At 63.1% G+C, this 17794-nt stretch carries 20 protein-coding genes; 12 read left to right on the forward strand and 8 right to left on the reverse strand.

From position 1 onward, the window contains the following. The first annotated feature begins 32 nt into the window (after positions 1-32). The 6 genes from flhF (at position 33) to ACWYRN_RS14275 (ending at position 5231) form a co-directional block, all read left to right on the forward strand. A complete protein-coding gene (gene flhF, locus ACWYRN_RS14250) occupies positions 33-1454 on the forward strand; it encodes a flagellar biosynthesis GTPase FlhF (RefSeq protein WP_488688234.1) in 1422 nt (473 codons plus the stop codon). Continuing rightward, positions 1447-2277, forward strand: a complete 831-nt coding sequence (locus ACWYRN_RS14255; protein WP_488688236.1) for a MinD/ParA family ATP-binding protein — start codon at positions 1447-1449, stop codon at positions 2275-2277. Before flhF ends, ACWYRN_RS14255 begins: the two co-directional genes overlap by 8 nt. Positions 2278-2298: 21 nt before the next feature. Next, complete coding sequence (locus tag ACWYRN_RS14260) at positions 2299-3027, forward strand: RNA polymerase sigma factor FliA (RefSeq protein WP_305823561.1); 729 nt, start codon at positions 2299-2301, stop codon at positions 3025-3027. After that, positions 3009-3752, forward strand: coding sequence for a flagellar motor protein (locus ACWYRN_RS14265; protein ID WP_488688238.1), 744 nt, complete (start codon positions 3009-3011; stop codon positions 3750-3752). The genes ACWYRN_RS14260 and ACWYRN_RS14265 overlap by 19 nt, the downstream gene beginning before the upstream one ends. A 4-nt stretch (positions 3753-3756) precedes the next feature. Continuing rightward, positions 3757-4530, forward strand: a complete 774-nt coding sequence (gene motD / locus ACWYRN_RS14270) for a flagellar motor protein MotD (protein WP_488688240.1) — start codon at positions 3757-3759, stop codon at positions 4528-4530. 209 nt (positions 4531-4739) lie between these two features. Continuing rightward, complete coding sequence (locus ACWYRN_RS14275; protein ID WP_488688241.1) at positions 4740-5231, forward strand: hypothetical protein; 492 nt, start codon at positions 4740-4742, stop codon at positions 5229-5231. Between the two features lie 82 nt (positions 5232-5313). Here ACWYRN_RS14275 and ACWYRN_RS14280 read toward each other — a convergent pair whose 3' ends face one another. The 8 genes from ACWYRN_RS14280 to flgA form a co-directional block, all read right to left on the reverse strand. After that, positions 5314-6417, reverse strand: coding sequence for a M35 family metalloendopeptidase (locus ACWYRN_RS14280; RefSeq protein ID WP_488688243.1), 1104 nt, complete (start codon positions 6415-6417; stop codon positions 5314-5316). Between the two features lie 236 nt (positions 6418-6653). Continuing rightward, on the reverse strand, positions 6654-7706 hold the full coding sequence (locus ACWYRN_RS14285) for a M35 family metallo-endopeptidase (protein ID WP_488688245.1): 1053 nt from the start codon (positions 7704-7706) through the stop codon (positions 6654-6656). Positions 7707-7894: 188 nt separating this feature from the next. After that, positions 7895-8506: a hypothetical protein gene (locus ACWYRN_RS14290; protein ID WP_488688247.1), complete on the reverse strand. Its 612-nt coding sequence runs from the start codon at positions 8504-8506 to the stop codon at positions 7895-7897. Positions 8507-8766: 260 nt separating this feature from the next. Further along, the gene (locus tag ACWYRN_RS14295) at positions 8767-9840 is read right to left on the reverse strand and encodes an acyltransferase family protein (RefSeq protein WP_488688249.1); all 1074 of its coding nucleotides are present in this window, start codon (positions 9838-9840) and stop codon (positions 8767-8769) included. 142 nt (positions 9841-9982) lie between these two features. Then, positions 9983-10870: a PilZ domain-containing protein gene (locus ACWYRN_RS14300; RefSeq protein ID WP_488688251.1), complete on the reverse strand. Its 888-nt coding sequence runs from the start codon at positions 10868-10870 to the stop codon at positions 9983-9985. Between the two features lie 314 nt (positions 10871-11184). Continuing rightward, the gene (locus ACWYRN_RS14305; protein WP_488688252.1) at positions 11185-11652 is read right to left on the reverse strand and encodes a flagella synthesis protein FlgN; all 468 of its coding nucleotides are present in this window, start codon (positions 11650-11652) and stop codon (positions 11185-11187) included. A 6-nt stretch (positions 11653-11658) separates the two neighbouring features. Then, the gene (flgM, locus tag ACWYRN_RS14310) at positions 11659-11964 is read right to left on the reverse strand and encodes a flagellar biosynthesis anti-sigma factor FlgM (RefSeq protein WP_488688254.1); all 306 of its coding nucleotides are present in this window, start codon (positions 11962-11964) and stop codon (positions 11659-11661) included. 101 nt (positions 11965-12065) lie between these two features. Then, positions 12066-12764 carry a flagellar basal body P-ring formation chaperone FlgA gene (gene flgA / locus ACWYRN_RS14315; RefSeq protein WP_488688256.1) on the reverse strand — a complete coding sequence of 233 codons (699 nt, stop codon included), beginning with the start codon at positions 12762-12764 and terminating at the stop codon, positions 12066-12068. 159 nt (positions 12765-12923) lie between these two features. On the opposite strand from flgA, the gene flgB reads away from it, so the two are divergent. The 6 genes from flgB to flgG all read left to right on the forward strand — a co-directional run bounded on the left by flgB (position 12924) and on the right by flgG (position 17776). Next, positions 12924-13340 carry a flagellar basal body rod protein FlgB gene (gene flgB / locus ACWYRN_RS14320; protein WP_305823551.1) on the forward strand — a complete coding sequence of 139 codons (417 nt, stop codon included), beginning with the start codon at positions 12924-12926 and terminating at the stop codon, positions 13338-13340. Between the two features lie 2 nt (positions 13341-13342). Beyond that, positions 13343-13744: a flagellar basal body rod protein FlgC gene (gene flgC / locus ACWYRN_RS14325; RefSeq protein WP_488688258.1), complete on the forward strand. Its 402-nt coding sequence runs from the start codon at positions 13343-13345 to the stop codon at positions 13742-13744. Between the two features lie 16 nt (positions 13745-13760). Then, entirely contained in the window at positions 13761-14453 is a 693-nt protein-coding gene (locus ACWYRN_RS14330; RefSeq protein ID WP_305823549.1) for a flagellar hook assembly protein FlgD, read from the forward strand. 37 nt (positions 14454-14490) lie between these two features. Next, positions 14491-16026, forward strand: a complete 1536-nt coding sequence (locus tag ACWYRN_RS14335) for a flagellar hook protein FlgE (RefSeq protein ID WP_488688259.1) — start codon at positions 14491-14493, stop codon at positions 16024-16026. Between the two features lie 153 nt (positions 16027-16179). Further along, positions 16180-16920, forward strand: a complete 741-nt coding sequence (gene flgF / locus ACWYRN_RS14340; RefSeq protein WP_305823547.1) for a flagellar basal-body rod protein FlgF — start codon at positions 16180-16182, stop codon at positions 16918-16920. A 73-nt stretch (positions 16921-16993) separates the two neighbouring features. Then, complete coding sequence (flgG, locus tag ACWYRN_RS14345) at positions 16994-17776, forward strand: flagellar basal-body rod protein FlgG (protein WP_488688261.1); 783 nt, start codon at positions 16994-16996, stop codon at positions 17774-17776. Positions 17777-17794 lie beyond the last annotated feature (18 nt).

A 17794-nucleotide genomic window follows, 5' to 3' on the forward strand; every position in this document is an offset into this window, starting at 1 on the left:
TCGCACCAACATGATGCAGTGCGGAGAAAAAGATGAATGTGAAGAAATTTACTGCTGCGAGTTCCCGGGAAGCCTTGCGCAAGGTGCGCGAAGCGCTCGGGCCGGATGCCGTCATTCTTTCCAATCGTCCCGTCGATGGCGTGGTCGAGATCCTGGCCTTGGACAATGATGATGTCGCCTCACTGGCCGCACCCGCGCCGGAGTCGGACATGGCCCAGCCTCAGCCGCGCCTGAGCCAGCTCGATGCTGCCGAGCGTGACGCGCCGGCCTTCGTCAACCGTCGCGGCAGTGCGCCGGCCGTGGCGCCGGAACAAGTGTTCGCGCGCCGCGCCGCCCAGGCCGAGCCGGATTTCGCACCCGAGCCGGAGTTTGCCGTGCGCCGCCCGGCTGCTGCTGCTGTTGCTGCTGTTGCGCCGGCCTTCGACATGGCCGCCATGAGCCGGATGATGCAGGATGCCATGGCGCAGGCCAAGGAATCGGCGGCCGCCGAGATGAGCGGCATGATGAGCGAAATCCGCGCCATGCGCGGGATGATGGAAAGCCAGCTGGCCGAGCTGTCCTGGGGCGGCACCCAGCAGCGCGAGCCGCACAAGGCCGTCGTGCTGCGCGAGATGCTGGCCGCCGGCTTCTCGGCCTCGCTGTCGCGCTACCTGATCGACAAGCTGCCGGCCGACAAGGATGCGGCGGAATCCATGCGCTGGATCAAGACCGTGCTGGCGCGTAACCTCACCACGATGTCCGACGAAGAGTCGCTGCTCGACCGCGGCGGCGTGTTCGCCCTGGTCGGCCCGACCGGCGTGGGCAAGACCACCACCACCGCCAAGCTGGCGGCGCGCTGCGTGCTGCGCCATGGGGCCGAGAAGCTGGCGCTGATCACCACCGACGCCTACCGTATCGGCGGCCACGAACAGCTGCGCATCTACGGCAAGATCCTCGGCGTGATGGTGCACTCGGTAAAGGACGAAGCCGATCTGCGCATCGCCCTGAAAGAGCTCAAGAACAAGCACACCGTGCTGATCGACACCATCGGCATGTCGCAACGCGACCAGATGGTAACCGAGCAGGTGGCCATGCTGGCCGGCGCCGGCGCCGACGTCAAGCGCCTGCTCTGCCTGAACGCGACGTCGACCAACGAGACCCTGAACGAGGTCGTGCGCGCCTACCAGGGCAGCGGCCTGTACGGCTGCATCATGACCAAGCTCGACGAAGCCGCCTCGATCGGCAACGTGCTCGACGTAATGATCCGCAACAAGCTGAACCTGCACTACATCTCGAACGGCCAGCGCGTGCCGGAAGACCTGCACCTGGCCGACCGCGCCATGCTGGTCGACCGCGCCTTCCGCAGCCGCCGCGACGCCGGCAGCCAGTTCGAGGATGCCGACCTGCCGATGATGATGGCCAATACCGGTAACCTGAACAACGACCACACCTTGCGTGGAGTGTACTTTGGCTAGTTTCGATTTCGACCAGGCCGAAGGCCTGCGCCGCATGCTGGCCGGGCCCAAGCCGCGCGTGGTGAGCTTCTTGTCGGCGACGGCGGGCGACGGCAAGCGGCCGATGCTGGTGAACCTGGGCGCCTCGCTGGCCCGGGCTGGCAACGATGTCCTGATCGTCGACGCCTGCCAGGGCGGGACCGGCATTGCGCATGCCCTCGACCTGGACCGCCACACCAGCCTGTTGCAGGTGGCGCGCCAGGAGTGCGCGCTGAACCAGGTGGTGCAGCGTGCGCCACAAGGCTTCAGCGTGGCCACCCTCGTGCGCGAAGGCGCGGCGCCGCGCGCCGGCAGCGACGAAGCACGGCGCCTGGCGAAGGCCTTCGACGTGCTGGTGCAGGGGCAGGGCGGCATCGTCATGGTCGACGCCGAACTGCAGCGTGACGGCAGCTTTGCCGTACCGGTGCTGGCCGAGTCGGAAATCGTGGTGCAGGTCTCGGCCAGCGCCGCCTCGATCACCAGCGCCTATGGGCTCATCAAGCGCCTGGCGCAGGAGTTCGGGCGGCGTCCGTTCGGCATCCTGGTCACCGGCGCCAGCGAAGCGGAGGCCCGTGTCGTTTACGATAATATGTCGCAGGCGGCAAGCCGTTACCTGGCAGTAAGCCTGACCTCGATGGGCTCGGTGCCGGCGGACGAATACCTGCACCGCGCCGCGCGGCTTGGACGGTCCGTGGTGGACGCGTTTCCGATGGCCGGGGCCTCGGTGGCATTCCGTCAGCTGGCCGGGCGCTTCGCCCTGCCGGACCTGGCCGGACGGGGACGCCGCGACGGCGCGCGCTACTAGACTTACAGAAAAAGACCACGCATGTATACCGTCAAAGGGAAAGCGGACAAGAACCATTTGCTCGCCCAGCATCAACCGCTGGTCAAGCGCCTGGCGCACCAGATGAAGGCCAAGCTGCCGCCGTCGGTCGAGGTCGACGACCTGATCCAGGCCGGCATGATGGGCCTGCTCGACGCCATCAACCGCTACGAGGACAACCACGGCGCCCAGTTCGAAACCTATGCCGTGCTGCGCATCCGCGGCGCGATGGTCGACGAACTTCGCGCCAACGACTGGATGCCGCGCAGCACCCGCCAGAACATGAAGAAAGTGGAATCCGCCATGACCGCTCTGCAGCAGCGCCTGGGCCGCGCGCCGACCGAACTCGAGGTCGCCAGGTCGCTCGAGATTCCGCTCGAGGAATACCAGGAAATGCTGTTCGAAGGCGGCGGCCACCAGCTGGTCTACTACGAGGACTTCCACGACGACGACGGCAACGACAGCTTCCTCGACCGCTACGCCGTGGATGAGGACGACCCGCTGCGCGCGCTGCTCGACACCGACTTCCGCTCGGCCGTGATCGAGGCCATCGACGGCCTGCCGCCGCGCGAAAAGATCCTCATGGGCCTGTACTACGAGGAAGAGCTGAACCTGAAGGAAATCGGCGCCGTGCTCGGCGTGTCCGAGTCGCGTGTCTCGCAACTCCATACACAGGCGGTGGCGCGGCTGCGTGCGTCGCTGCGGGAGAGACTGTGGACTTCGCCAGCCTGATCGGCCTGGCGCTGGCGCTGGCCGGCCTGTTCGTCGGGCACATGCTCGACGGCGGCCGCTTTGCCTCGCTGATCCAGCCGGCGGCGTTTGCCATCGTCGTGGTCGGCACCTTCGGCGCGGTGCTGCTGCAATCCGAAGCCAGGACCTTCCGGCGCGGCATGCGTATGCTGCGCTGGGTATTCTTCCCGCCGAAAAGCGGGCGCCAGCCGCTGGCGCAGGCGATTGCCCTCTGGAGCCTGTCGGCACGCCGCGACGGGCTGTTGTCGCTGGAACAGTACATGGGCACGAATGACCTGTTCGTGCAGAAGGGCCTGCGGCTGGTGGTCGACGGTATCCACCCGGACAAGCTGCGCAATTTGCTGGAAACCGAGATCAACGCCTATGAATTCGGCGAGCGCCAGGCGGCGCGCATCTGGGAGTCCGCCGCCGGCTACGCGCCGACCATCGGCATTTTGGGCGCGGTGCTGGGGCTGATCCATGTGATGGAGAATCTGTCCGATCCCTCGCGCCTGGGCTCGGGCATTGCCGTGGCCTTTGTCTCGACCGTGTACGGTGTGGGACTGGCCAACCTGTTTTTCCTGCCGGTGGGGAACAAGCTGAAGGCCATCGTGTCGGACCAGGTGGCGCAGTACGAAATCCTGCTGGAAGTCTTCCACGACCTCGCCACCGGCAACCATACCCGCGTGGTGGAAGAGCGCGTGGCCAGCCTGCTGGCGAAGCGCTGAGGCAATGGCGCGCAAACGCTACGACGAGGACGGCAACGCCGGCCATGGCGCCGGCGCCGGGGACAACCACGACCGCTGGCTGATTTCCTACGCCGACTTCATCACGCTGCTGTTCGCTTTCTTTGTCGTGATGTACGCGGTTTCGGTGGTCAACGAAGGCAAGTACAAGGTGCTGTCGGATGCGCTCGGCAGCGCCTTCGGCGGCAACCCGGAAACGCCGCAGGCCAGCAGCGCCATCGACGCCTTGCCGCTGAGCGGCATCATCGCGCGCAAGAGGGCCGAGGCCGCGAAGCGCGAGCGCGAGCGCATGAACACCCTGGCGCGCGACCTGAACAATTCGCTGATGCCCCTGGTCCAGGCCGGCAAGGTGCGCGTGGTGCAGACCGGGCGCGGGGTCAGCGTCGAGATCAATGCCAGCATCCTGTTCGCCGAAGCCCAGGCCGCGCTCGGCGAAGAGTCGCGCGAGACGCTCGGCACCGTGGCGGATTTGCTGAAGAACGACCCGCATGCGATCGAGGTCGAAGGGCATACCGACAACGTACCGATCGCCAGCCCGCTGTTTCCGTCGAACTGGGAATTGTCGGCCGTGCGCGCCAGCAGCGTGGTGCGGCTGTTCATCGACAACGGGATTGCGCCGGCCAGGCTGACGGCCGTGGGGCATGGGGCGAACCAGCCGGTGGCGTCGAACGGGGACGAGGCGGGCAGGGCGCGTAACCGGCGGGTGGCGATCACGATTTTGACGGCGGTGCCGGCGACAGTGGAGCCGGTGGGCCGGTGAAATAATATTTCATTGGAGCGGCTTTGGTGAAATTTTCTTTCACCCAAACATTCTATACCGCGTGGGCACAAGTGCCCACCCTACAACAGCAGAGTTCGTAGGGTGGGCACTTGTGCCCACGCGGTCTCACCGCTCGCCACCATCACACACACCTTGGCAAATTCCGCTCCCGCCCGCACAATGCATGAGACCAGCCTCACGGAGTAATCATGCAACGCAGACCCTTCCTGCTCACCGCCCTGGCCGCGCTGAGCCTTCTCCCCGCACTGGCGGGCGCCGCCGGAGCCGACCGAGTGAACGTCAAGCAGACCATCGACATCGAGTCGAACAACGGCCGCGTGCTGGTGCTCCTGACGGTGTTCAACTACGGCAAGCAAACGATCTGGATCCCACGCGAAATCGCGGAAGGAAAGGAATTGACCGGGCGCCGCTTCGACGTGCGCGGTTTCGATAACCGCCCGCTCGACTACACTGGCAAGATGGTGAAACGCGCCGCCCTGACGGCTGCCGACTACCAGGCCGTGGAACCCGGCAAGACCCTGAAGAGCACGATCGACATCACGCCCTCGTACGCATTCAAGGCGGGCCGGCACACCTATAACATCGGTTACGCCGGTCCCTTCCTCACCGATGCGAACAAGCCGGACCAATTGGCGGAAAGCCCCGCCAAGCCGACCACCTTTGCCCACTCCGGCAAATAGCGAATAAAAGGCGAATAAAAAGGGAATAAAGCGCATCACGAAGCCGGCTCCAGGAGCCGGCTTCGTTACATCGGCCGCCCGATCAGTTCAATGCCGGGGTGTTTTCCGAGAAATACTCGTGCGAGTCGGCATTGTCGACCGCCAGGTTCGGATTGCTGATCGCCAGGCTGGCGGCGCCGCTCTGGCCATACACGTGGTCGTCGGTGCCGGCGACCGCGTTGAAGTGGCTCATCTCGTGCACCAGGGTGCCGCCTTTCGAGTCGGTACCCGTCAGCGGCGCCGACCAGAAGGCCTTGCAGACGTAGATGCGGTAAGGCTGGGTCGGGTACACGTAGGCGTAGGCGCTGTCGTTGCAGTTGCAGTCGACGATCACGTTCTTGGTATCGAAGGCGTTCTTGATCGCGGCGTAGTGCGACTTGACCGTGTTCTGGCGAGTCGAGGTCACGGTGCCGAACCATTTCTTGTAGCGCGTGCCCATCACCCCATTCGTCATGTAGGTGTTCGAGTTGTTGGTCATGGTCTTGGCCGCCGAGATCGCCGAGGTGATGGTGCTTTGCTGCGAGGCGCTGCACGAGCTGAAGCTCAGGGCCGCCGCCTGCACTTCGCCGCCCTGCAGTTTCAGGGCCTGCATGATCGGCGAGGCCGAGCCGCGCGGCAGGCGGCCTTCGATGTAGAGCGAGGCGGTGTCCGATTCCAGCACGTCCGCCGTGGCGCCGCCCGCGGCCGTCACCTCGCCGCCGATGCGGCTCTTGTTACCCAGGAACAGGTCGGGCGAAGCGGCGCGGTAGCGCACCGCGTAGTCGCCGCTGACGCTCATGTCGTACAGCGCCGACAGCTCCACCTTCACCGTGTGCGAGGCGCCTGGCTTGAGCAGGTAGTAGTCGGCCTGGGTCGGGGCCGGGCGCTTGACCAGGGCGCCGGTGTACGGCACGGCCGCGCCGTCGCGCTGTACCTCGAACAGCGGCGCGCTCATGCCGGCGAAGGGCGTGCGCCACTTCAGCACGTACTGCGGGCTGTTCGAGGTGTTCGTCATGGTCACGTTGACGACCACGTTGTCGCTCGCGCCGAGCATGTTTTTCTCGGGCGTGACCGCGACCTTCACGCCGTTCGATCCTGCCTGGGCGCCGAATGCAACGCCCAGTGCCGCCATACCGACTACCGCCTTCCAGATGCTGTTCCTGCTCATGTGGCTTCTCCGTATGTAAGTTTGTGTTGGCCCAACCGCAGCCTTGTTATTAATGAGTTTTCGCCGAAAGCTTGATCACAATCTAACGAAAACTCACATACATACTGATCAATTCATGAGTTCCTAGCAATTCAAATCGGATAGTGCGCACCTTTCTTTGCGAAAAAATAAGAAATATCAATAATTGCAAGAAAAGTGTGGCATGTCGCCGGTTGTCGTGCTAGGTCGTACATACATCAGGGCAAGGCCGGCGTGTTCTCCCCGAAGTACTCATGCGAATCGGCATTGTTGATCGCACGCTCGGGCGAGGTCCGCGCCAGGTCGGCCGCGCCGCTTTGCCCGTACACGTGGTCATCGGTACCCGCCACCACATTGAAGTGGCTCATCTCGTGCAGCAGGGTGCCGCCCATCGAATCGGTGCCGGTCAGCGGCGCGGTCCAGAAGGCCCGGCACACGTAGATGTTGTAGGGCTGGGCCGGATAGACATAGGCGAAATAGGGCTCGTTGCAGCCGCAGTCGACCTTCACCGGCTTCGTCTCGAAGCCGTCCTTGATCGCGCTGAAATTGCTCGTTACCGTGGCCACGCGCGTCGCTTCATGCGGGCCGAACCAGTTCACGTAGCGCTGGCCCTGCTGCTTGCGGCTGGTGAGGTACTCCAGGCCATCGGCCGCCATCGCCGTGCCGGCGGCAAAGGCATTCGTGATCGAGGTTTGCTGGGCATTCGAGCACGAGCTGAAAGTGAGGCCGGCACTGGCCGCAGGCAGGGCCGACAACTGCGGCATCACCGTGCCGCGCGGCAGGCGGCCCTCGATCCAGATGGCGGCCGGGTTCGAGGCCAGGTCGCCGACCAGGATCTGCGTGCCGGCGCCGGCCTTGGCGCTCGGCGCCGCGTTGCTGGTCAGGTAGCGCACCGAATAGGCGCCGGTCACCGCCATCTCGTACAGGCTCGACAGTTCAACCCGGGCGCTGCGCGATTCGCCTGGCGCCAGCACGATGTAGTCCGCGTCAAGCGGCGCCGCACGCTTCACGTGGCGCCCAAGGTAGCGCACCGGCTGGCCGTCGCGCGTGATCTGGAACAGGGCATGTTCGGCCGGCACGAAGGGCGTGCGCCATTTCAGCAGGCGCTGCGGCGTGGAGCCGGTATTCGTCAGCGTGACCGTGACGTTGACCTCGTCGCCCTTGCCGAGGGAACTCTGCTCAGGCGTGACACTGACGGCGATGTTGGCATGAGCGGGCAGGGCGCAAGCCAGCAGCAGGGTGCAGGCAGTGTGAATGGCAAGGTGGCGCATCGATTCCTCCGTCAAAAAATAGACCAAGGAATACTGTGTGCCTGTTATACGGTAGAGAATTTGCGCAACTGCAAGGTTTTCGTAAGGTGGGTTGTCGAACCCACCTGGCTGTTACCATCCGCCTGCAGACCCACAACCTGGACAGGAATTCTGGTAAGCCATCCGGAGCCACTGCAAGGTCGCCGGATTTATTTCTCGGCCGGCTTACTCAAGGAATAAGTGATGCGCGCATTATCCGACCAGCTGTTCTCGCCCAGCCGTGGCAAGGTGTCGTGCGATCTGGCGAAGGTCAGCGTGCGCTCGCCGTCCTCGATCGTGACCGTGTCGTAGGAAGGAGTGGGTACGCCGATGCTCGTCACATCCATCTCGGCGCACAGGTCGGCAAACAGGCCGACGGTGCCCAGCACCAGCCGGAACTTGAAGCTCTCGGCCTTTGCCATGGCGACCTGGGCCATGCAGGCCAGGCGCAGGTCGCCCATGCGCGCGACATTCGCCGGCAGCCCGGGTGAGCGCACCTGTATGTTGGGATGCAAGAAGCTGCCTTTCGGGAATTCCTTGTTGGCGACGACCATCGCATCGCCATCGTCCACCACGCCGTCCTCGGGCAAGGTAAAGCTGGCGGCCGAGGCCATCGCGAGCGGAAGACGTTTATCCTCCAGGACGATCTCGACCTGGTTACCTTCTTGCGCCGGATCGATCTTCGGCAACCGGAAGCTCAGCTGCGCACCGGGCGCCTGGGCAGGGGCCTGCTTCGCGAATACGGCCTGTGCCTTCTGCAGCACTTCATAGCGCCAGGCCATTGCCTGGCCCGGCGCCGATCCGCTGACGTGAACAACCTGGAGGCCGCTGCCCGCTGCCCGCTGGCTCGGCCGCCTGGACGTTGGCGCCGAGCACAAGGGCGGCAAGGAGAAAACGCATGGACATGTCAATGGACCTGTTATCGAAAAACCCGAACATAACAGCTGGCCAACGCTGCAAGCTCGCTTAAGCGACAGAACGTCAGAATGACGGGGCAGGCCGTACGAAGCGGGGGGCAAATCTGCTATCCGGGCGTTCCATTTTACGCGGCCATTTTTACAGGCGCATCGTCGACATATTCCCGACCTTCTTCAGGCGTGGTTGTTGGTGCAGCATGACGGGCTGCCCGCGCATTTCCCCGTTTAATCAGCGGCAGTTCGAAAAACCGGTAAGAGTAATGAGCAAGTACAACAGTCAATACCGAAAGCGCCAGCGCCATCATGAATGGCGACGAAAAACCGTGGTTAGCAGTGGCCAACTGTTGCCAGAGGTAGATGCCATACGAAATCCGTCCCACGTGCGCAAGGCGCCCATTGGTAAACAATGAGCGGATGCCGGCGCGGTGGACCGGCGTGCCGAAAACGATAATACAGATCAGTACCGGCAAGACAAATGCAAGCAGTCGCCTGAGCGCGAGTGGCTGGGGAAGCAGGCCGATGGCAAGGACAAGCAAGACGATAGCAAGCCACCCGAGTAGCGGAAGTCTGGCAAGCAGCGGACTGAGTTTTTCCCAATACAGGGCAAAAAGGCATCCCGCCAACATGAAGAGCATATAGCCCAGGTAGGTGGTAATGGCGCTGTTTTTCCACACCAGGGCAAGGACGACAAGGGGAGCGGCGAGCACTGCCGTTTTCAGTGCAGCATTGGCGGTACGCACATGGCGGCCGGCCAGGAACAGCAATGGGAATATCAGATAAAACTGCTCTTCGTAGGCAAGACTCCAGGTATGGCCGATCTCCCAGGGGCAGGAAGGACCGAGCTCACGGAAATTGCACAGGAAGGCAGCCACCTTCAGGAACTGGACAATACCCAGGTCGAATACACCGAAGTGATTCAGGACGGCTATGCAGAGGAGATACACCGCCAATGGAGGCAGGATCCGGTAAGCACGCCGGATATAGAAACCGCGCATGCTGACGGTTCCCGATGCCGCGGCTTCGCGCATCATGCCACGGCAAATCACATAGCCGCTGATGCAAAAGAATAGTTGGACGCCCAGCGGACCAGACTTTCGTATCGCCGACAGGATATCGGGAAAAGCGTGTTGATACCACGGGTCCAGGAAGCGCACCAGGTGGCTGACCACCACCATCGTAATGGCGATAAAGCGCCACACGTCGATATGCTGGATTCGACCCTTGTCCACTTTTAAACTTTCAAGAAGGAAACGACAGATAGTAGCTTGAAAGTTATCATCCAGCCATAAAGTTTTTATAAAAAAACATCGGCGATGGCCGGCTTATGTTGGATAGCCGGGCTCAGGTTTCGGCAAGATGCTGGTAGACGAAGGATTTCAACGCAAGCTCGGTGTTTTCATCCATCCCGGAGTCGAAAGCGATGCCGTAGCTCATTTGCTGGGAAAGCCGGCCCTTGATGCCGCGAATCGTTCCGCTCAGTTGCACCGTATGGGTTCTGCCGCCGATCTTGAAGCGGAACGCCAGCTTGAGAACGGTGCCGGTATCGCCCAGCACGAAGCCGGTGGAAATCGCGCAGCCTCCGCTCGACAGGTTGGTGATGATGCCCGGAACGGTGCCGTCGACGAGGGTGATCGAGGTGGGCAGCTTGACCTCGACACGCAAGGACTCGCGGAACGGCTTGCTGACCGCTTCGGTCGGATAGCGCAGGAACAGGTGTCCGCTTGGCAAGGATGCAAAGCGCATCAGCGAGGTCTTGAAGGCGCATACCGTGCGTCCGAAGATGACCTGCGCGGTCATCGGCAAGCCTTCGAAGTGCTGCCAGCTCTGGCCATTGGCTGCGCGCACCGCCGGCGCCGACACGATAATCGACTGCAATGGAATGCGGCCATAGAAGTCGACTGGCGCCGAGCGCGCCTCAAAGTCGCCTGGAAACTGGAAGGTCAGGACCATGCCTTCGGCATTGTGCTTCAGCGACTGGAGCGGATCTCTGATGGAGGCAAATCTGCCGTTTTTGTCATCGCTGGGGTCGACCAGGTCACCTTGCTTGTCGCCGGCAAGGGCAGCACGCATGGGCCGGGCCAGCAGCATGCGGTTCAGTGCAGTGGTATCCGGGATGACGAACCCTGCCGGGGCAAGCAGTTCCCCTGTTCGTAGATATAGCGCCCATGGCAAGGGTTTCCCCAGCGGCATGTCGTTCTCGGATACATAGACGAACTGTTGCTTGCTCATTTGGATTACTCGTTACGCTGCCGGACGCTCTGGAGCTGGATGTTGACATAAATCAATGTCAATGACAATGGATATGGCAGCAACGTTGTTGTCACTATACAAGGGCTGCGCACGGGTGAGGAAAGGAGGGTGCCTTATCGCGTCATTGCAGCCCAACAATGCATTTGCTATCGTTGAATTTCTTCTCGCAGGCTGGAGCAAGTGCGACGTTGGCGCCTGCACGGGAATCGGCCAACACCGAGCCGCCGGCATGATGATGCGGACCGGGCACGGCAGCCGCACAGGCAAGCATTGTCGCCTCGCTACACGTCAGATCACACCGAGACGAACCTGCGCCCCGCGCCCGCTCCGAAGCTCAGTCCCTTCGCCCCGTACAAGGGCGATTCAGCCGCGCCGGCAGGGGTGCGCAGCGCCTGCAGCACAGTCTGGTTGTGCGCCAGCTGGCGGTTGATCAGCAGGCCATTAACGCGATTCAGTTCCTTGGCTTCAGCGGCGGCTGTCAGCAAGCCCGACCATTGCGTGCGCGTGGCGGCGTCGGCATGGGATGCCACCCACGCTTCCATGCCCGCTTCGCCGGCTTCGAATCCCATCCCGCCCAGGGTCGCATGGCGCTGGCGCGACAGCTGCACCAGTTCCTGTACCAGTACGACCTTGCCTGGAGTGAGTTCGGCCAGCGCGTCCGCGTCCGCCGCCACCAGTAGCTGCTGTTCCTGCTTCATCAGTTGGATCAGCGCGACAACGCGCTCGTGTTCGGCAGGGAGGGTGGCTTGCGGACGGGTCATGGGTCGTTATCGGTTGCGTGAGTGGAGCAGGTCGCGCACGGTATCGAGTAAGCCGTCCGCGATCCTTTCGGAATTGACTTGGAACTGCCCATCGGCAATTGCCATCTTGATACGTTCAACTTTCTTGGCATCGAACACTTCGTTCGCCTTGCCGCTTGCTCCCACGCTCTGGGCTTGCGACGACAGGCGTACGCTGTCGGTCGGGACCGAGGCGCTGGCAGCCGCTTTTTCAGCCTGCTTTGCGGCGGCGGCTTGGGTCTGGTTCTGTTGCTGAAGGGCTTGCGCGCCTTTGAGGGTGTCGTTGATTTTCACAGCCTATCCTTTCGCGTCGGAGCAGGAACTCCGGGATCTCACTGTGTAACGGCTTTCCATCCACAAACTTTAGCGCTTGGAGCCTTTCAAACGAGGTTTTTTTACAATGTCACTTCAACCACGCCGCCGGCGCGCGCCGTACCGCTGATGATCGCGCCGCGCAGGGTGCGTACCTGCACGACTTGCCCTTCGCCGGCATTGCCGATGGCCTTGCCTTCGCCGGTGACCGAGAAATTCTCGCCGCGCGACACGATCCGCACCGTCTGGTTCTGCTGCACAACCGGCTTGCTCTTCAGGGAATCGAGCCGTAGCGGCGCCCCGGCGGGCAGCGATACGACCGGCGTGCGGCCGATGGCCTGCGCCATGTCGGTGATGATCCCGTTCGGCATGGCGGCGATGTCGCCTTGCATCGTTGTCAGCTGCCCGGCGTCGATCGCCTGGCCCTGGGCCAGGGGGACGGCGGCGGTGACGTAATCGGCCAGCACGCTGACCTGTGCTTGCAGGAACACCTGCCACACCGGCGCCGTGCAGCGCACGCCCACCGTGGTCTTGCCCCAAGGGCGGGCACCAGGCTGCTGAAAGGCTTCCGGCGCCGGGCAGGCGGCCAGCGACAGGCGCGGGTCGACCGCACCCACCTTGACGTTCACCTTGCCTGGCAAACCGGCGCTTTGCGCCTGCAGATAGTGTTCGGCCACCTTGCGCAGGGCGGCGCCGTCCTGGCGCAAGGCGGTTACCTGGGCAAAGGCGGCAGGCACAGCCAACAAGATAGCAGCGGAAAACAGCAGCGAACGTTTGAACATGGCAGCCAACGTGGTTCTGAATGACGCCATCTTAAGTGGCTTGATGCCACACCGAAACTTCGAATAAGCCGGGTTTGGCGCTCCTGCTTCTTCGATTGGCTGGTGTTGCCCATACGTATGATTCACGCTGTCCCAACAAGATATCGGTCCGGAGGCGGCATGATCGGCAAAATCGACAATTACTTACGCTTCAATGAAACAGCGCTGTCCCTGCGCTCGCAGCGCCAGGAATTGCTGGCTTCGAACATCGCGAACGCCGACACCCCGCACTTCAAGGCCCGCGACATCGACTTCGCCAGCGCCATGCAGGGCGCACTGTCGAAAGGCAGCGGCAACAGCGGCCTGGCCGCCACCAACAATGCGCACATGCAGGGCGCGGCGGATGGCAAAACACTGCCCGACGGCACCCCGGTGCTGTACCGCGGCGTGGTGCAGGGCGCGGTTGACGGCAACACGGTCGACATGGATGTCGAGCGCAACCAGTTCGCCGACAACGCGCTGCGCTACGAAGCCGGCATCACGATGATCAACCACCAGATCCGCGGCCTGCTGGCGGCGATCCAGAACGGGCAGTAATCATGTCGCTCTTTAATATCTTTAATGTTTCCGGCTCGGCCATGAGCGCCCAGGCCCAGCGCCTGAACACGGTGGCCAGCAACCTGGCCAATGCCGACAGCGCCACCTCGGCCAGCGGCGAAGCCTACCGCGCCAAGCAGGTGGTGTTCGAGGCGGTGCCGATGGCCACCGGCGGCACCGGGGTCAAGGTGCGCGAAGTGGTCGAAGACCCATCGCCGCTGAAACAGGTCTACGACCCGAAGAACCCGCTGGCCGACGAAAAAGGCTATGTGTCGATGCCGAACGTGAACCCGGTGGACGAAATGGTCAACATGCTGTCGGCCTCGCGCTCGTACCAGAACAACGTCGAAACCATGAACGCGGCAAAAAGCATGCTGCTGAAAACCCTGACCCTTGGTCAATAACCTGAGCGACTGATCCATGTCCACCGTAAACAGCGCCGGCTCCGGCACCACCATCAACGATTTGATGTCGACCATGAACGTGAAGAAGGGCGCCACCGATAGCGTCCAGGCCGACACCGACAAGTTCATGACCCTGCTGGTGACCCAGCTGAAAAACCAGGATCCGCTCAACCCGATGGACAATGCGCAGATGACCAGCCAGCTGGCCCAGCTGCAGACCGTTACCGGCGTGAACAAGCTGAACGATACCCTGGAAAGCCTGAAGTCGAGCTACCAGTCGAGCGAAGCGATGCAGGCGACGAACCTGATCGGCCACGGGGTGCTGGTCGAAGGCAACAACATCAACCTCACCGGCGGCAAATCGGTGTTCGGCGTCGAACTCGCCACCGCGGCCGACAGCGTGAAGGTGGTGGTCAGCGATCCCAGGACCGGCAAGGACGTCGCCACCATCGACCTCGGCGCCATGGAGGCGGGCGCCACGCCGCTGGCCTGGGACGGCAGCTCGGATGCGGTCGACGCCGCGGTGCTGGCCGACGGTGGTTACAGCTTCCGCATCGAAGCGTCGCGCGGTGGCCAGCCGCTCACCGACGTCAAGGGCCTGAGCCTGGACAGCGTCGCCAGCGTCAGCACGAATACCAAGGACGGGGTCAAGGTCAACCTCGCGGGCAAGGGCGCCATTACCCTGGCCGACATCAAACAAGTCCTGTAAGCCGAGCCGCTTACCTTTATCTTATCTGGAGAACTAAATGTCTTTTCAACAAGGTCTGAGCGGCTTGAACGGCGCTGCCAAATCCCTGGACGTCATCGGTAACAACATCGCCAATGCCAGCACCGTCGGTTTCAAGAGCGCCCAGGCGCAGTTCGCCGACGTCTATGCCAACTCGCTCAGCGGCGCCACCGGGGTCAACGCGGGGATTGGCACCAAGGTGTCGCAGATCGCCCAGCAGTTTACCCAAGGTAATGTCGAATCGTCGAACAACTCGCTCGACGTGGCGATCAATGGCCAGGGCTTTTTCCGCACCGTATCCTCGGGCGCGGTCCAGTACACCCGGAATGGCCAGTTCTCGCTCGACAAGGAAGGCTATATGGTCAACGCCCAGGGCGCCAAGCTGACCGGCTACGGCGTCGGCGTGAACGGCGGCGTACTGGCCGGCGCGCCGAATCCGCTGCAGATCAGCACCTCCGACCTGAAGCCGGTCACGACCAGCAAGATTGGCATCGAGATGAATCTCGATTCGCGCGCGGCGCCGCCGACCGTGACCCCGTTCGACGCCAACGATCCGAACAGCTATAACAAGCAGACCCCGATCGATGTCTACGACTCGCTCGGCAACCCGCATGTGCTGTCGACCTTCTACGTGAAGAACACGGCCGGTAGCTGGGACGTGTTCGTGGCGAACGACGGTGTCGAAGTGAACAGCCTGGCCGTAGCCCAGGCGGCACAGGGCAATACCGCCGAATTCGCGGAAGTTAACGCCGCACGCGCCGAGTGGGACGCGGCATCGAAAGCGATCCCGCCGGTGCAGGCGACGATCACGGCGGCATTGACGCGCTACGCCACGGCGGCGTCGGCGATGGTCGCGGCGGCGGCGACGGCGGTACGCGGCGAGCCGGGTGCGGAAGCGGCGATCCGCAGTGCCGGGGACACGGCGGCGCTGGTGGCCGGGAATACGCCGGACATGGTCGACAAGGCCATCGCGGCGGCGGTGCGCGTGCCGGCCAAACCGGTCGGTACCCTGAATTTCGACCAGAATGGTTCGCTCAACGCGACTACCACGACCGATGGCGGCAAATTCACGGTCGATTTGCCGATCTTCCCATCCACCGGTTCGACGCCGGTCCAGTCGATGGAACTGAGCTTCACCGGCACGACCCAGTATGGCACCACCACCAGCGACAAGCGCCTGGTCCAGGACGGCTACGCGGCCGGTAGCCTGCAGCGCTTCTCGATCGGCGACGACGGCATCATCCTCGGCCAATACAGCAACGGCCAGTCGAAAGCGATGGGGCAGGTGGTGCTGGCGAATTTCGCCAATACCAACGGTCTCGAGCCGCTCGGCAACAATGCCTGGTCGGAGTCGTCCGATTCCGGCATTCCGATGATCGGCGCCCCGAACTCGGGCAGCTTCGGCGTGCTCCAGTCGTCGGCGGTGGAAACCTCGAACGTCGACCTGACGGCCGAGCTGGTCAACATGATCACGGCGCAGCGCGTGTACCAGGCGAATGCGCAGACCATCAAGACCCAGGATTCGGTGTTGCAGACCCTGGTCAACCTGCGCTAATCGAAGTAGGGCATCGACCATCGACCGCTAGTTGGACGCGTGGACGGCGAAGCCGTCCACCCTACGGCGAACCGTTTTTTGTAGGGTGGACGGCTTCGCCGTCCACGCGTTCAACGAACAGAAATAACCCGGCACGATAAAGAAGGAACACACATGGACCGCTTGATCTACACCGTCGCCTCCGGCGCCAAACACGTTCTCGAGCAGCAGGCCACGACCTCGAACAACCTGGCGAACCTGAACACGACCGGTTTCCGCGCCCAGTTGGACACTTTCCGCGCCGTGCCGGTGCAGGGCGAAGGCCTGCCGACCCGCACCTTTGTGGTCAACAACACCGTCGGCGCCGACTTCAGTTCCGGCCCGCTGCAGATGACCGGGCGCGACCTCGACGTCGCCATCAAGGGCCCGGGCTGGATCGCCGTGCAGAACGCCGACGGCACCGAGTCGTACACGCGCAACGGCGCCCTGCAGGCAAGCCCGAACGGCGTGCTGACCACGCCTTCCGGCCAGACCATCATGGGCGAGGGCGGCCCGATCACGATTCCGCCGGACGTGACCGTGACGGTCGGCGGCGACGGCACCATCTCCACCATCTCCAACGTGGAGCGCCCCGCCGCCCCGGTCATCCTCGGCCGCCTGAAGCTGGTCAACCCGGACCAGAACAGCCTCACCCGCGGCGACGATGGCCTGTTCCGCATGAAGGACGGCAGCAGCGCCCCGGCGGACCCTGCCGTGCGCGTGGCCGGCGGCGCCCTGGAAGGCAGCAACGTGAACGCGGTCGATGCCATGGTGTCAATGATCGGCCTGGCAAGGTCCTTTGAAACGCAAATGAGCCTGATGAAGAACGCCGAGAATAACGCCGCGAAAGCCAGCCAGATCCTCGCTTTGAACTAAGTGTTTCTCCAGCATAATTCTGTTGTGCGTGGGGCGTTGTTGCCACCAGCGCCGCCGCCAACAGGAGAAACCCATGATTCGTTCGCTGTACATCGCCAAGACCGGTCTCGAGGCGCAGCAAACCAACCTCGACGTCATCACCAATAACCTCGCCAACGTCAGCACCAACGGTTTCAAGAAGTCGCGTGCGGTGTTCGAGGACCTGCTTTACCAGACCCAGCGCCAGCCAGGCGCCCAATCCTCGCAGCAAACCAACCTGCCATCCGGCCTGCAGCTCGGTACCGGTGTGCGCGCCGTCTCGACCGAGCGCATCTTCACCCAGGGTAACCCGCAGGAAACCGGCAACTCGAAGGACGTCATGATCAATGGCGGCGGCTTCTTCCCGGTGCTGCTGCCCGACGGCACCCAGGCCTACACCCGCGACGGCTCGTTCCAGACCGACGCCAACGGTACCCTCGTCACCTCCAGCGGCTACCCGCTGCAGCCGCCCATCACCGTGCCGGCGAATGCCGAGAGCATTACCGTCGGCCGCGACGGCACCGTGTCGGTGAAGACCGCCGGCTCGACCGCCATCACCCAGGTCGGCAACCTGCAATTGATGACCTTCATCAATCCGGCCGGCCTGGAGTCGAAAGGCGAGAACCTGTACCTGGAAACCACCGCCTCGGGTAACCCGAACGCGAACACCCCGGGCACCAACGGCGCCGGCGTGATCATGCAGGGCTATGTGGAAACGTCGAACGTGAACGTGGTCGAGGAAATGGTCAACATGATCCAGACCCAGCGCGCTTACGAGATCAACAGCAAGGCGATCACGACGTCCGACCAGATGCTGCAAAAACTGGCCCAGCTCTAATCCGACTTCTTTTACGCC

This window comes from Massilia sp. BAP21, from assembly GCF_057801335.1.